Origin of the sequence: Serratia sp. SM04 (assembly GCF_040280225.1) — a bacterium.
Taxonomy (GTDB): domain Bacteria; phylum Pseudomonadota; class Gammaproteobacteria; order Enterobacterales; family Enterobacteriaceae; genus Serratia; species Serratia sarumanii.
Genome location: NZ_JBEOQT010000003.1, coordinates 278910 through 293075, shown reverse-complemented (window position 1 = coordinate 293075; position 14166 = coordinate 278910). Strand labels below are relative to the sequence as shown.

General features: G+C 59.4%; 12 protein-coding genes. 4 read left to right on the top strand and 8 right to left on the bottom strand.

Annotated features, from left to right (window positions below; all coding sequences use genetic code 11):
* Positions 1 to 3 precede the first annotated feature (3 nt).
* The 4 genes from ABTW55_RS07045 to xseB all read right to left on the bottom strand — a co-directional run bounded on the left by ABTW55_RS07045 (position 4) and on the right by xseB (position 4176).
* Entirely contained in the window at positions 4 to 978 is a 975-nt protein-coding gene (locus tag ABTW55_RS07045) for an aldo/keto reductase (protein ID WP_033637302.1), read from the bottom strand.
* A 108-nt stretch (positions 979 to 1086) separates the two neighbouring features.
* Positions 1087 to 2952, bottom strand: a complete 1866-nt coding sequence (gene dxs / locus ABTW55_RS07040) for a 1-deoxy-D-xylulose-5-phosphate synthase (protein ID WP_060420401.1) — start codon at positions 2950 to 2952, stop codon at positions 1087 to 1089.
* A gap of 34 nt (positions 2953 to 2986) precedes the next feature.
* Complete coding sequence (ispA, locus tag ABTW55_RS07035) at positions 2987 to 3907, bottom strand: (2E,6E)-farnesyl diphosphate synthase (RefSeq protein ID WP_033637304.1); 921 nt, start codon at positions 3905 to 3907, stop codon at positions 2987 to 2989.
* A 5-nt stretch (positions 3908 to 3912) separates the two neighbouring features.
* Positions 3913 to 4176 (bottom strand): exodeoxyribonuclease VII small subunit, encoded by a 264-nt coding sequence (gene xseB, locus ABTW55_RS07030; RefSeq protein ID WP_033642062.1) that lies wholly within the window; start codon positions 4174 to 4176, stop codon positions 3913 to 3915.
* A gap of 160 nt (positions 4177 to 4336) precedes the next feature.
* Between xseB and thiI the strand changes: the two genes are divergently transcribed.
* From thiI to ABTW55_RS07015, 3 genes are all read left to right on the top strand, one after another.
* Positions 4337 to 5785, top strand: coding sequence for a tRNA uracil 4-sulfurtransferase ThiI (thiI, locus tag ABTW55_RS07025; protein ID WP_060420399.1), 1449 nt, complete (start codon positions 4337 to 4339; stop codon positions 5783 to 5785).
* Between the two features lie 447 nt (positions 5786 to 6232).
* On the top strand, positions 6233 to 7810 hold the full coding sequence (locus tag ABTW55_RS07020; RefSeq protein WP_060420397.1) for a filamentous hemagglutinin N-terminal domain-containing protein: 1578 nt from the start codon (positions 6233 to 6235) through the stop codon (positions 7808 to 7810).
* 44 nt (positions 7811 to 7854) lie between these two features.
* Positions 7855 to 9471, top strand: a complete 1617-nt coding sequence (locus ABTW55_RS07015) for a ShlB/FhaC/HecB family hemolysin secretion/activation protein (protein ID WP_072264999.1) — start codon at positions 7855 to 7857, stop codon at positions 9469 to 9471.
* Between the two features lie 46 nt (positions 9472 to 9517).
* On the opposite strand, the gene yajL is transcribed toward ABTW55_RS07015, so the two are convergent.
* Positions 9518 to 10120, bottom strand: a complete 603-nt coding sequence (yajL, locus tag ABTW55_RS07010) for a protein deglycase YajL (RefSeq protein WP_033647310.1) — start codon at positions 10118 to 10120, stop codon at positions 9518 to 9520.
* Positions 10083 to 10994, bottom strand: coding sequence for a 2-dehydropantoate 2-reductase (gene panE / locus ABTW55_RS07005; protein ID WP_033647309.1), 912 nt, complete (start codon positions 10992 to 10994; stop codon positions 10083 to 10085). Before panE ends, yajL begins: the two co-directional genes overlap by 38 nt.
* A gap of 182 nt (positions 10995 to 11176) precedes the next feature.
* Here panE and ABTW55_RS07000 point away from each other — a divergent pair, with 182 nt between their 5' ends.
* On the top strand, positions 11177 to 11668 hold the full coding sequence (locus ABTW55_RS07000) for a YajQ family cyclic di-GMP-binding protein (RefSeq protein ID WP_004940373.1): 492 nt from the start codon (positions 11177 to 11179) through the stop codon (positions 11666 to 11668).
* Positions 11669 to 11702: 34 nt separating this feature from the next.
* Here ABTW55_RS07000 and ABTW55_RS06995 read toward each other — a convergent pair whose 3' ends face one another.
* Complete coding sequence (locus ABTW55_RS06995; RefSeq protein ID WP_060420393.1) at positions 11703 to 13067, bottom strand: MFS transporter; 1365 nt, start codon at positions 13065 to 13067, stop codon at positions 11703 to 11705.
* 198 nt (positions 13068 to 13265) lie between these two features.
* The gene (gene cyoE, locus ABTW55_RS06990; RefSeq protein WP_019454196.1) at positions 13266 to 14156 is read right to left on the bottom strand and encodes a heme o synthase; all 891 of its coding nucleotides are present in this window, start codon (positions 14154 to 14156) and stop codon (positions 13266 to 13268) included.
* Positions 14157 to 14166 lie beyond the last annotated feature (10 nt).

Genomic DNA, 14166 nt, shown 5'->3' with positions numbered 1-14166 from the left:
CTCTTATTCAAATCCCGTCACCCGATGCGGCACGTAAGCCGTCTCCAGTTCTGCGACCTCTTGCGGCGACAAACTCAAATCGACCGCGGCGATGGCGTCATCCAACTGCTCGCTGCGTGAAGCGCCGACGATCGGCGCGCTGACCGCCGGCTTGTTCAGCAGCCAGGCCAGCGCGATCTGCGCGCGTGAAACGCCGCGTTCGTCGGCGAGGCTGGCGACGCGCTCGGCGATAATGGCGTCGATGCCTTCAGTTTCCTCGTACAGGCTCTTGCCGAACTGATCGGAAACCAGCCGCGCGGTGGTTTCGCCCCAGGGGCGGGTCAGGCGGCCGCGCGCCAGCGGGCTCCACGGCAGCACGGCGATGCCTTCGGCGGTACACAGCGGATGCATTTCGCGCTCTTCTTCGCGCTGAATCAGGTTGTATTGATCCTGCATGCTAACAAAGCGCGTCCAGCCGTGCAGATCGGCGGTATACAGCGCCTTGGCGAACTGCCAGGCGTACATCGAGGAGGCGCCGATGTAACGCGCCTTGCCGGCTTTCACCACGTCGTGCAGCGCTTCCAGTGTCTCTTCCAGCGGCGTTTCGTAATCCCAGCGGTGGATCTGCAGCAAATCGACATAGTCGGTGCCGAGACGGCGCAGGCTGTCGTCGATGGATTGCATGATGTTGGCGCGCGACAAACCGCGCTCCAGGTTGCTCAGCGGGAAATACACCTTGGTGGCGACCACCACGTCTTCGCGGCGCGCATAGTCGCGCAGCGCCCGGCCGAGGATCTCCTCGCTGCTGCCGTCGGAATAGCTGTTGGCGGTGTCGAAAAAGTTGATGCCGGCTTCCAGCGCCTGTTTCAGCAGCGGGCGGCTGCTCTCTTCCGGCAGCGTCCAGGCGTGATTGCCGCGGTTCGGTTCGCCGTAGGTCATGCAGCCCAGGCAGATGCGCGAGACGTTCAGATCGGTGTTGCCCAGTTTCAGGTACTTCATGCTTGCCTCCCATTCGAAAGCTCAGACAGTAACTGTAGCGCGGATCCCGGAGGGCGGAAACGAAAACGCCCCCGAGAGCGGAGGCGTTTTTTCAGGCGCGAGTGGCGATTACTGCGCCAGCCAGGCTTCGATTTGGCGCTGAATGCCGGCGGCGTCCAGCCCCAGATCGGCGCGCAGTTCTTCCTGGCTGCCCTGCGAGACAAAGCTGTCCGGCAGGCCGAGGTTCAGCACCGGCACCGGACGGCGTTTGGCCATCAGCAGTTCGTTGACGCCGCTGCCGGCGCCGCCCATGATGGCGTTCTCTTCCAACGTGACCAGCGTTTCATGGCTGGCGGCCAGTTCGAGCACCAGCTGCTCGTCCAGCGGTTTGACGAAGCGCATGTCGACCAGCGTGGCGTTGAGCGCCTCCGCCGCTTGCGCAGCCTCCGGCAGCAGGGTGCCGAAGTTGAGAATGGCGATCTTTTCCCCCTGGCGGCGCACCACGCCTTTGCCGATCGGCAGCTGGTTGAGCGGCTCCAGCGCCGCGCCGGTGCCGGTGCCGCGCGGATAGCGTACGGCGCTCGGGCCGTCGTTGTAGTGATAGCCGGTGTACAGCATCTGGCGGCATTCGTTCTCGTCGCTCGGCGTCATGATCACCATGGTCGGGATGCAGCGCATGAACGACAGATCGAACGCCCCCTGGTGAGTCTGGCCGTCGGCGCCGACGATGCCGCCGCGATCGATGGCGAACATCACCGGCAGGTTTTGGATCGCCACATCGTGGATCAGCTGATCGTAGGCGCGTTGCAGGAAGGTGGAATAGATCGCCACCACCGGCTTGTAGCCGCCGATCGCCAGCCCGGCGGCGAAGGTGACCGCGTGCTGCTCGGCGATCGCCACGTCGAAATATTGCTGCGGGTAGTCACGAGAGAACTGCACCATGCCGGAGCCTTCGCGCATCGCCGGCGTGATCGCCATCAGCGAGCTGTCTTTGGCGGCGGTTTCACACAGCCAGTCGCCGAAGATTTTCGAATAGGTCGGCAGACCGCCGGCGCTTTTCGGCAGCGTGCCGCTGGCAGGATCGAACTTCGGCACCGCGTGGAAGCTGATCGGATCCTTCTCCGCCGGCGCGTAACCGCGGCCTTTCTTGGTCATGATGTGCAACAGCTGCGGGCCTTTCAGATCGCGCATGTTTTTCAACGTGGCGACCAGCCCCTGCACGTCGTGCCCGTCTACCGGGCCGATATAGTTAAAGCCCAGCTCTTCGAACAGCGTGCCCGGCACCACCATGCCTTTCAGGTGCTCTTCGGTGCGTTTCACCAGCTCCTTGATCGGCGGCACGCCGGCCAGCACTTTCTTGCCGCCTTCGCGCAGGGTGGAGTAAAGCTTGCCGGACAGCAGCTGCGCCAGGTGGTTGTTCAGCGCGCCGACGTTTTCCGAGATCGACATCTCGTTGTCGTTCAGCACCACCAGCATGTCCGGGTTGATGTCGCCGGCGTGGTTCATCGCTTCGAACGCCATGCCGGCGGTGATGGCGCCGTCGCCGATCACGCACACCGTGCGGCGGCCTTTGCCTTCACGTTCCGCCGCCACCGCCATGCCGAGGCCGGCGCTGATCGAGGTCGACGAGTGGCCGACCGACAGCACGTCGTATTCGCTTTCGGCGCGCCACGGGAAGGGGTGCAGGCCGTTCTTTTGCCGAATGGTGGCGATACGGTCGCGGCGGCCGGTCAGAATTTTGTGCGGGTAGGCCTGGTGGCCGACATCCCACACCAGGTGATCGAACGGCGTGTTGTAGACGAAATGCAACGCCACCGTCAGTTCGACGGTACCCAGCCCGGAGGCAAAGTGGCCGCTGGAGCGACTGACGCTGTTCAGCAGGTATTGCCGCAGCTCATCGCACAGCTTCGGCAAGCTCTCTTTGGGCAGTGAGCGGAGTTCCTCGGGGTTTTCCGCTAGCGCCAGGGTTGGGTATTTGGCTATATCAAGACTCATTCGATACTCATATCAGAGGAGTTAACGTCACACGTTAATTGTCGCGTTCAATAATGAAGCTGGCTAACGCTCGCAATGGCGCTGTGTTATAAGATTGCGCTGCCAAAGTGTCTAATGCAGCTAATGCTTCCTGATAGAGATCCCACGCTTTTGCTTTCGCGCTGTCAAGCCCGAGCAACGCCGGGTAGGTACTCTTTCCGTGTTGTTGGTCCGCTCCCTGGCGCTTGCCGATCTTTTCAGTCTCGCCGACAACGTCCAAAATGTCATCCTGCACCTGGAACGCCAGGCCAACCGCGGCGGCGTAACGATCCAGCTGCGGCAGCGCCGCTCGCCCGGCTTCGCCGGCGCTCAGCGCGCCCAGACGCACCGCCGCGCGGATCAGCGCGCCGGTTTTGTGGCGGTGGATCTGCTCCAGCGCCTGCAGGTCGACGCGCTTGCCTTCGGCTTCCAGATCCAGCGATTGGCCGCCGCACATGCCGGCTACGCCGCTGGCGGTCGCCAGTTCGGAGACCATCGCCAGCCGATCGCGCAGGGCCACGTCGGGCATTTCGGCATCGGCCAGGATCGAAAACGCCAGCGTTTGCAGCGCATCGCCGGCCAGGATCGCGTTGGCTTCGCCGAATTTAATGTGGCAGGTCGGCTGGCCGCGTCGCAGATCGTCGTCGTCCATCGCCGGCAGATCGTCGTGGATCAGCGAGTAGGCGTGAATGCATTCCACCGCCGCCGCCGGCGCGTCCAGGTTGGCCAACGACACGCCGAACATCTGGCCGGTGGTGTAGACCAGGAACGGGCGCAGGCGCTTGCCGCCCAGCAAGGCGCCATGACGCATCGCCGCCACCATGTTGCCGTCGTTGAACGGCAGTGGGGCGATGAAGTCCAGCAGCGCGCGATCGGCGCGCTGGCGGAAAATCTGCAGTTGATCGGCAAAAGCGGCCGCTGGGGCGATCTCAGACATGTCGGTTACTCGGTATCCGGTGTGAAAGGCGCCAGCGCCGCGTCGTCGGCGCTGTCGTTAAGAAGTATCTGCACACGCTGTTCCGCCTGTTGCAGTTTCTGCTGGCCCTGACGCGCCAGCTGCACGCCGCGTTCGAATTCGTTCAGCGCGTCTTCCAGCGGCAGTTCGCCTGATTCCAGACGCGTCACGATGCTTTCCAGCTCGCCGAGGGCGCTTTCAAAGCTGGCTGTTTGCTCTGTACTGGCTGATTGTGCTGGTTTTTTCGGCATAATTTTCTTTTTACGTCATCATGTGAACCGTGGCGCCAGAGCCTATCCTAGCGGATCTTGATTAGCAAATCATGGCGCTCATGTATGGTTTTGTGCGCAGAGCGCGGCGATATGGTGATATACTCCGCGCCGTAATTCTTATCTGACAACAAAGACCGCCATGAAGTTTATCATTAAATTGTTCCCGGAAATCACCATCAAGAGCCAATCTGTGCGCTTGCGCTTTATCAAGATTCTCTCGACCAATATTCGCAACGTCCTGAAGCAGTATGATGAAACGCTGGCGGTCGTCCGTCACTGGGATCATATCGAAGTTCGCGCCAAAGATGAAAACCAGCGGCCGGTCATCGCCGACGCCCTGACGCGCATTCCCGGCATCCACCATATTCTGGAAGTGGAAGATCGCGCTTATACCGATATCCACCACATCTTCGAGCAGACCCTGGAAGCCTACCGCGCCCAGCTGGAAGGCAAAACCTTCTGCGTGCGCGTCAAGCGCCGCGGCAAGCAGGCGTTCAACTCGCAGGACGTGGAGCGCTATGTCGGCGGCGGTCTGAACCAGCATATCGAGAGCGCGCGCGTTAACCTGAGCCGCCCGCAGGTTACGGTAAACCTGGAGATCGAAGACGACAAGCTGATGCTGGTCAAACGCCGCCTCGAAGGCATCGGCGGTTACCCGGTCGGCACCCAGGAAGACGTAATGTCGCTGATTTCCGGCGGTTTCGACTCGGGCGTGTCCAGCTACATGCTGATGCGTCGCGGCTGTCGCGTGCACTTCTGCTTCTTCAACCTGGGCGGCGCCGCGCACGAGATCGGCGTGAAGCAGGTGGCGCACTACCTGTGGAATCGCTTCGCCAGCTCGCACAAGGTGCGCTTCGTCGCCATCGATTTCGAGCCGGTGGTGGGTGAGATCCTGGAGAAGATTGACGACGGCCAGATGGGCGTGGTGCTCAAGCGCATGATGGTGCGCGCCGCTTCGCAAGTGGCCGAACGCTACGGCGTGCAGGCGCTGGTGACCGGCGAAGCCTTGGGGCAGGTCTCCAGCCAGACGCTGACCAACCTGCGCTTGATCGACAACGCGTCCGATACCCTGATCCTGCGTCCGCTGATCTCGCACGATAAAGAGCACATCATCAAGCTGGCGCGCGAAATCGGCACCGAAGACTTCGCCAAAACCATGCCGGAATACTGCGGCGTGATTTCGAAGAGCCCGACGGTGAAAGCTGTCAAGGCCAAGATCGAAGAGGAAGAGAGCCACTTCGATTTCAGCATTCTCGACCGGGTGGTGAGCGAAGCGAAGAACGTCGATATCCGCTCCATCGCCGAGCAGGCGCAGGAGCAGGTGACCGAGGTGGAAACCGTCGCGGCCTTCGGCGCCGACGAGGTGATCCTGGATATCCGCTCCAACGACGAGCAGGAAGAGAAGCCGCTGCAGTTGGAACAGGTTGAAGTGAAAGCGCTACCGTTCTATAAGCTGAGCACCCAGTTCGGCGATCTGGATCAGAGCAAAACCTACCTGCTGTACTGCGAGCGCGGCGTGATGAGCCGCCTGCAGGCGCTGTACCTGTTGGAGCAAGGCTTCAGAAACGTGAAGGTTTATCGTCCGTAATTTATCCGCCGGCGCCGCCAGACGCCGGCCGTTTTCTTTCAAAGCGCATTTTCCCGCCAAATAACCCTGCTTATTACGCCTTTTTTTAAATAATACACTTAACTTGTTTTTCCTTTTATTAAAATCACTTCAGTCAATATATTAAAAATCTATTGATTTTTTTATTTGATGGTATGGATATTATTGTTATCGAACGCTGGCAGCCCTGTCGGCGTTTATCTGCTGACTCCCTATTGAAATTGTGTTTTGGCATTTGATTGCACATGTTTTTTCTTACTGTGCAAATTATATTTTTGCTGAGCATAAGCCATTCGTATTTTATGGTTATCAGGGTAATGCACATTGCAAAGGAGGATATCCCTATGGCCATTAATTTTTTTCGCCATTAGTCTGAACGTCAGTTAATGGTTGGCAGGGATGGACAACGTTATTTAAGGAGAGCGATTAATGAAAATGAATAAGACGACATTGCTGTTGTCGGCAGCGGCGTTGCTGTTGCCCAGCGCGCCGCTGTTGGCGCAAATAGCACCTCAGGCGGGGGGCGCATCGGTTGACCATATCAATCAGGTGCCGGTGGTGAATATCAATCGTGCGGGTGCGGACGGTGTCTCGCATAACGTTTACACGCAGTTCGACGTTGGCGCTCAGGGCGCTATTTTAAATAACAGCCTTGCGGGCGCGAATACGTCATTGGCCGGAACCGTTGCGGGGAACGCTCAGTTAGAGGGCCGTGCAGCTAAGGTAATTCTGAATGAAGTGAATTCGGCAAATAAAAGTATTTTGAAGGGGGTGGTAGAAGTCGCCGGGCAACGTGCCGATGTTGTCATTGCCAATAAATCCGGCATTACCTGCAACGGTTGCGGTTTTATTAATGCCCGCAACGGCGTATTAACTACCGCCGATTTGCAGTTCAAGGACGGCGCTTTTAACGGCTTCCACGTTAATCAAGGCAATATTCGAGTCGAGGGGGAGGGCTTGACGAAGGGCGATGTCGATTATACGGCTGTTATTGCGCGCACGGCGGAAATCAGCGCGGCGGTTCATGCGGACGCCCTGTTAGTCTCGGCGGGGAAAAAAACGGTTTCGGCAGATCTATCCCGCTTCAATAGCGTTGATGCGTCTAAAGATAAGCCTGAAGTATTGATCGACGTCGCCGAGTTGGGGGGAATGTATGCCAACAAGATTAGGCTGGTCGCCAATGAAAACGGCGTAGGCGTCAATAGCGGCAATGCCAATGGGGCGGGCTCCAACGCCGGCGCCGCGTTGAACAATGTCAGCATCGTCAGTATCCAAACCGACGCGGGAAGTGATGAACGCGTGCAAATCGGCAACGGCGCTCAAAACGTATCTCGCGCTTCCGTCGGTATCGCCAACCGCGGTCAGATTCAGGCGAAAAACGGCGGCGCCGACATCAGTACCGACTCGCTGGTCAATCAAGGAAATATCGCTTCACAGGGGCAATTGAACATCAGCGCTACCCGGCTGCAAAATGAAAAGAACGTGAGTGCGCGTTCGGCCTCCCTGACGGCAACGCAGTTGGACAATATCGGCCGCATCGAGGGCGGGGTAATACGGCTGAATGCGACCCAACTGAACAATCGCGGCAGCGTCAAAACGCAAAACGGCGCGCTGACACTGCGGGCGACCCGCGTCGACAATACCGGCGGCATTCAATCCGCGCAGGCTTTGCAACTCAACGCCACCAGCTTGTTCAACGCCGGCAATGGCGTGATCGAAGCCCAAAACGGCGCGGCGATCCAGGGAACGTCCATCACCAACCGCGGGAGCATCGTTTCTCGCGCTTCTTCCATCAGCTTGTCGGACACCAGTTTCAGCAACTACGGCAGGATTGAAGCCTATGGCGATATCAGCCATCGCGGCGTCTCTTTCAACAACTCAGGCACGATGCGCTCCACGTCCGGCGCGGTCACCAACAACGGCCGCGACATCAACAAGCCCGTGAATAGCTGGGGTTGGGGATACGGCGGTTTTGGCTGGCCTTACGGTTGGTCTTATTGGATGTGACAAACGTTTCCCCCACCCAAGGGTGGGGGAATGGATGAGAGAGCATGAAAAGGGAATGTCTTATTCTTTGTCTGGGCGTGCTGTTCAGCTGTTGCAGCCGCGCTGAAGCCACGCCGGCGCCGGCCAAACAACGCGTTAGCCAGGAAAGCCTCATCGGCGATACGCAACGCAAGCTGTTACCGTCCACCCCTCCTGTTTTGTCGCCGCAGCCGGAGCAAAACGCGCAAGCGGACATATTTATCAGCGAATCTCCGTGTTGGATGATCGATAACGTCGAAACGGCGACGGCGCCGCTACGCCTCACGGCTTTCAAACAGTTGGCGCATACGGCCCGTGGCCGCTGTATGGGGGATAAAGGGTTGGCGAGGTTGCGCAAAAAGCTGCAAAACGCGCTGATAGCGCAAGGCTATATCACTTCGCGGGTGCAGCTCGACGTTCAAGAGGTACCGGCAGGGATACTGAAGGTTCGTGTGCATTATGGCCGCATCGGTCAGCTGAAAATGCAGGCGGGCAGCAGCGCCTATTTCCGCCCCGATGCGCTTTTTCCCATTGCGGCCGGCGATGTGCTGAATTTGCGTAGTATCGAGCAAGGGCTGGAGAACATGGGGGGGATACCGGGCGTCATCAGCGATATCCGCATTGCTCCGGGCGAACGAGCTGGCGAAAGCGATATCGAGATCCTGCGCCAACAGGATAAATATTGGCGTTTTACCGCCTGGGCGGATGACGCCGGCGTTCGTTCTACGGGGCGTTATCAGACCGGCGGCGCGCTGTATCTCGATAATCTGACCGCCTTGGGCGACGTTTTATACCTGTCGATGGCGCGCAGCATTCTGGCGCCGCCGGGCAAAGGCAATGAAAGCCGCGCCCTGTACTATAGCTTGCCTTGGGGATACTGGCGCTTCAGCGCGTTGGGCGGAGACAGCCGCTATCACCAGACTTTCGCCGGCAACTTCACCGATTATCGCTATAACGGCCGTTCGCAGTATTGGGGGCTGCAGGCTGACTATACGTTGGCGCGCGGGATGAATGAGAAAACGTCGTTGAATGCGCAACTGCTGCAACGTCATTACCGCTATTACCTCAATGACACGGAGATTGCCTTGCAGAGCGCACGGCTAACCAGCCTGAAGCTGGGCGTCAGCCATCTTTATTATGGTGCCCGTGCGCAAATCGCGCTGACCGCCGACGCCCTTGCCGGGGTCGGGAAGGGGAGCTCACATGCCGAACAGCAGCTGCGAGCGGGCGGCAGTATGCTGAAACCCTTCAATGCATTTGGTCATCGTCTGCGTTATCTCGGGGAGTTATCGGGGCAATGGGCGAGCGCCGCACAGCCGATCCAGGATAAGTCGTTTATCGGCGACCGTTCTACGGTGCGTGGGTTTAGCGGCGACAGCAAATTGATCGGCAGCAGCGGAGGGTATCTGCGCAATACGCTGACGTTGGAACGTGACATGCTACAACCCTATATTGGATTCGACTACGGGCAGTTGGCCAAACAACAGGGGGAAGGCGGCCAGTTGGCGGGGAGCGTCATTGGCCTGCAGGTGAATCAGGGGCGTTTTGCTGCGGACATTTTCGCCGGCACGCCGGTGATCAAACCCGGCGCGCTGCCGAGTGAGCGTCTGGTTTTGGGCTTCTCCAGCCAGCTCAGTTTTTGACGCGATACGGGGCGTGGAGCTGCGCCCCGTGTTTACGATCGCTGATTCAGTTTTCTTCACTGTCGCGATAATCGTACATCCCGGGGATCAGCACCAGCTGCGCGGCGATCTCCGCCGCCTTGGCCTTGCCGAGCAGCAGGTCTATCAGCTTCAGCGCGAACTCCATCGCGGTGCCCGGCCCCTGGCTGGTGAGCAGGTTGACGCGCGCGTCGTACACCACGCGGCGCTCCATCCATTTATCCGCCGGTATCTGGTCTTTCAGGCCCGGGAAGCCGGTCATGTTGCCGATCGGGAACAGATCGTGATGCTGCAGCACCAGCGCCGGCGCCGCGCAGATGGCGGCGACGATGTTGCCCTGCAGATGCATCTGCCGCACCTTTTCCACCAGCAGCGGGCTGTCGCGGAAGCATTCTGCGCCTTTCAGGCCGCCGGGCAGCACGATGGCGTCGAACGGCTCATCGACGATCGCCACCAGCGGCGCGTCGGCCAGCAGCTTGACGCCGCGCGAACAGACGATAGTCAGCTCGCCGTCGCCGGCAACGCTGGCGGTAGTGACTTTTACGCCCGCCCGCACCAGCAGATCGAGGGTGGTGACGGCTTCGATTTCTTCGCTACCAGGTGCCAGGCAGACCAGCGCCGATACGCTCATATTCATTTTCCTTTCGTTTAATCAGTTCAAACAGCCGCGCATTCTCCGGCAGAGTGAGGCCGTGGCTGCGCGCGCGGCGCAGCAGGTAACCGGTGATGTAGTCGATCTCGGTGTGCCGCTGGCTGCGGATATCCTGCAGCATCGACGAAACGTTGTCGGCGGTGCTGTGGATCACGTCCATCACGTATTGCATCAGACCTTCGCAGGAGGTGTGGTAGCCCTCCATCGCCATCACGCTGGCGACTTCACGGCACAGCGTTTCGATCTGCTCCGGGTAGCGCTGCAGATCGCCGTTGCGGCAGCCGTACAGCGCCGTCAGCGGGTTGATCACGCAGTTGACCGCCAGCTTGCGCCAGTTGGCCGAGGCGATGTTGTTGTGCCAGGCGACGTCGGGCAGCGCCTGATGCAGCACTTCCGCCAGGTGGCTGAGGTGTTGGGCGGCCGGCGAGGTGGGGCCAATGTGGGTGATGCCGGTGGCGACGTGAATAATGGTGCTGCCTTCGTGGCGCGCGGCGTGGGTGGTGGTGCCCTGCAGGATCGGCTGGCCGTTCGGCGGCAGCTCCTCCTGGGTGCCCATGCCGTTGTGCAGCAGCAAAATGGCGCACTGGGGGTTCAGCTTCGGCAGCAGCGCGCTGACCGCGCTGGACACCTGCCAGGCTTTCAGCGTCACCAGCAGCAGCTCGCTCTGCGCAAGGTGCTCCGGATCGTTGGTGGGCAAGTTGCGATTGAACGAGACGCCTTCCGGCTCTATCACGTTCACGGCGCAAAAAGGCTGAGGCACTCTTAGCCATCCCTGCACATCGTGGCCCTGTTGATACAGCCGGGAGAGCCACAGTTGTCCGAGCGCGCCGCAACCAAGAATGGTTATTTTCATTCAGTCTCCTTGGAAACACGGGAATACCGCTCAATTACCGTGAATTAACTATAGGCTTTATGGCAGCCCGAAGCGCTATCCCTGCGTGCGTTCAGCAGATTTTGTCTGAGGCGGCAAAGCGGTTATCATGCTCGGCATCAAAATCGCCTAAGCTATTAGGCACTCATTCAGGAGGAAGAAGTATGCCATCTTTCGACATCGTTTCCGAAATTGATATGCAGGAAGTGCGTAACGCCGTTGAGAACGCCACCCGCGATCTCGGCACCCGCTGGGATTTTCGCAACGTGCCGGCCAGCTTTGAGCTAAACGAGAAAAACCAAAGCATCAAGGTTGCCACCGAGTCTGATTTCCAGGTGCAGCAGCTGCTCGACATTCTGCGCGAAAAGCTGAGCAAGCGCAGCATCGACGGCGCCGCGCTGGAGATCCCGGAAGAGTTTACCCACAGCGGTAAAACCTACAGCGTGGAAGCCAAGCTGAAGCAGGGGATTGAAACCTCTGTGGCGAAGAAAATCGTCAAGCTGATCAAAGACAGCAAGCTGAAGGTGCAGGCGCAGATCCAGGGCGAAGAAGTGCGGGTGACCGGCAAGTCACGCGACGATTTGCAGAGCGTGATGGCGCTGGTGCGCGGCGGCGATCTGGGGCAGCCGTTCCAGTTCAAGAACTTCCGCGATTAATCTCTACAGGGCCGGCATTGCCGGCCCTGATGCTTTATAGCGAATTGACCAGCGCTTCCAGCTGACCGCGATTGGTCTGCTTGGTATCCACCTTGACGTAGGCGCTGCGCTCTTCCGGCACCACGATCGCTTCGGCCACGCCGGGCTGCGCCTTCAGGCGGCTTTCCAGCGCCGAATCCTTTACCGCCAGTTCCGACAGCGTAATGCGCAGGCTGCTGACATACGGCGGCTCTTTCATGGTGCTGCTGACCAGGAACCAGACCGCGGCCAACACGGCGCCGGCCATAAACACCAGCCCTGCGCCCTGCAATCCGTATAGCCAGCCGCCGAGGCTGCCGCCGATCGCCACGCCGATAAACTGGCTGGTGGAGTAGACCCCCATCGCGGTGCCCTTGTAGCCGGCCGGCGATTCTTTGCTGATCAGCGAAGGCAGAATGGCTTCCATCACGTTGAAGGCTATGAAGAACAGCTGCACGCCGGCGATGATGCCCCACAGGCGCGCGCCGGAGAGCCACAGCAACACTTCGGCGCAGAACAGCACCGCCACGCAGCCCATAAACACCTGTTTCATGCGGCGATATTTTTCGGCATAGATGATGAAAGGCACCACGGCGGCGAACGACACCAGCATGGTGACCAGGTAGACGATCCAGTGCTCGCTGGCCGCCAGCCCGGCTTTTTCCATCGCCAGCGGCAGCGCCACGAAGCTCGACATCAGCAGGATATGCAGGCACATGATGCCGAAGTTGAGCTTCAGCAGGCGCGAGTTGCTCAGCACCTTGCGGAAGCTGCCGCGCACGATGCTGGACTCGCGGTTCAGCAGGTGAGTGTCGGCGGAAGGCACCACCGCCAGGGTGATGACAATGCCGGCCAGCGCCAGTACGGCGATCATCCAGAACAGCGCATGCAGGCCTAAGGCGTGGGTGATGATAGGGCCCAATACCATGGCGATGGCGAAGGTGATACCGAAGCTGACGCCGATAAACGCCATCGCCTTGGTGCGGTTCTGCTCGCGGGTCAGATCGGAGAGCAGCGCCATTACTGCGGCGGCGATGGCGCCGGAGCCTTGTAGCGCGCGGCCGAGGATCACGCCCCAGATCGAGTCGGTAGCGGCGGCGAGCACGCTGCCGAGGGCAAAGATCAGCAGGCCGCCGACGATCAGCGGCTTGCGGCCGATGCGATCGGACACCAGGCCGAACGGGATTTGAAACACCGCCTGCGCCAGGCCGTAGATGCCGATGGCGATGCCGATCAGCGCTTCGCTGGCGCCGTTGAGCGCCATGCCGTAGGTGGTCAGCACCGGCAGTACCATAAACATGCCGAGCATGCGCAGGGAGAATACGGTGCCTAATCCCCAGGTGGCGCGGCGCTCCTGCGGGGTCATTGAATTATCGTTCACATCAAACCTCGGTAAAAACCATGCCATCAGACGTTGAGACAGCGCCTGATGGCATGATTTCTGTAAAGCTGCGTCATTTTAGTGTGCAGGGCAGGGGGGGTAAATCGAATGTTGTTTAACAGATATTACAGTTCGGCCGCTTTTCGGCGTGACAAATAAAATGGGCCGCAAAAGCGGCCCATTCACAGATGATTTGGCTTACCAAACGTAGGTCACCAGCGCTTCAGGCGCCGCCGTGGCGCTGAAGTCGATCGACATCATCACGCTCAGCGAGGTGATGGCGACGATGGAGAACACGAACAGTTTACGCGCCCAGACGCTGTCGTTTTCGGTTTTGTAACCGCGCAGCGCCATGCCCAGCCACCAGACGCTCACCGCCGCAGCGACGATCAGGTATTTGTAGCCGGCGTAGCCCACCAGGGTCAGCATCAGCGTGGCGATCATAAATGCCAGGATGTAGACCGTGATGTGGTTCTTGGCGACGGAAATGCCTTTCACCACCGGCAGCACCGGAATGTTGGCCGCCTGGTAATCTTTAAAGCGGAAGATAGCGATCGCATAAGAATGCGGCATCTGCCACAGGCTAAAGATAGCCAGCAGGATCAATGCCCCGGCGTCGAACTCGTTGGTTACCGCGCAGTAGCCGATAACCGGCGGCGCGGCGCCCGACAGGCTGCCGATCAGCGTGCCGTAGACCGAGTGGCGTTTCATGTACAGGCTGTAAACGCCGACATAAACCACGAAGCCCATCACCGCCAGCCACATGGCCAGCGGGTTGGCCGCGATATACAGCAACGCGAAGCCCACAATACCCAGAACGGTCGCATAAACCAGGGTGACACTCGGCGCGATCAGGCCTTTTACCAGCACCCGATTCTTCGTTCTCTCCATTTTCTTGTCGATGTCGCGGTCGATGTAGTTGTTAAACACACAGCCCGACGCGACCACCAACGAGACACCCACCAGGGTGGCGAGAAACAGGGGATAGTCGATGCTCCCTTTGGAAGCGAGCAGGAATCCCCCAACGACAGAAATTAAATTGCCGAAAATAATTCCTGGTTTAGTGACTTGCAGGTATTGCTTAATCATCACGTGCAGC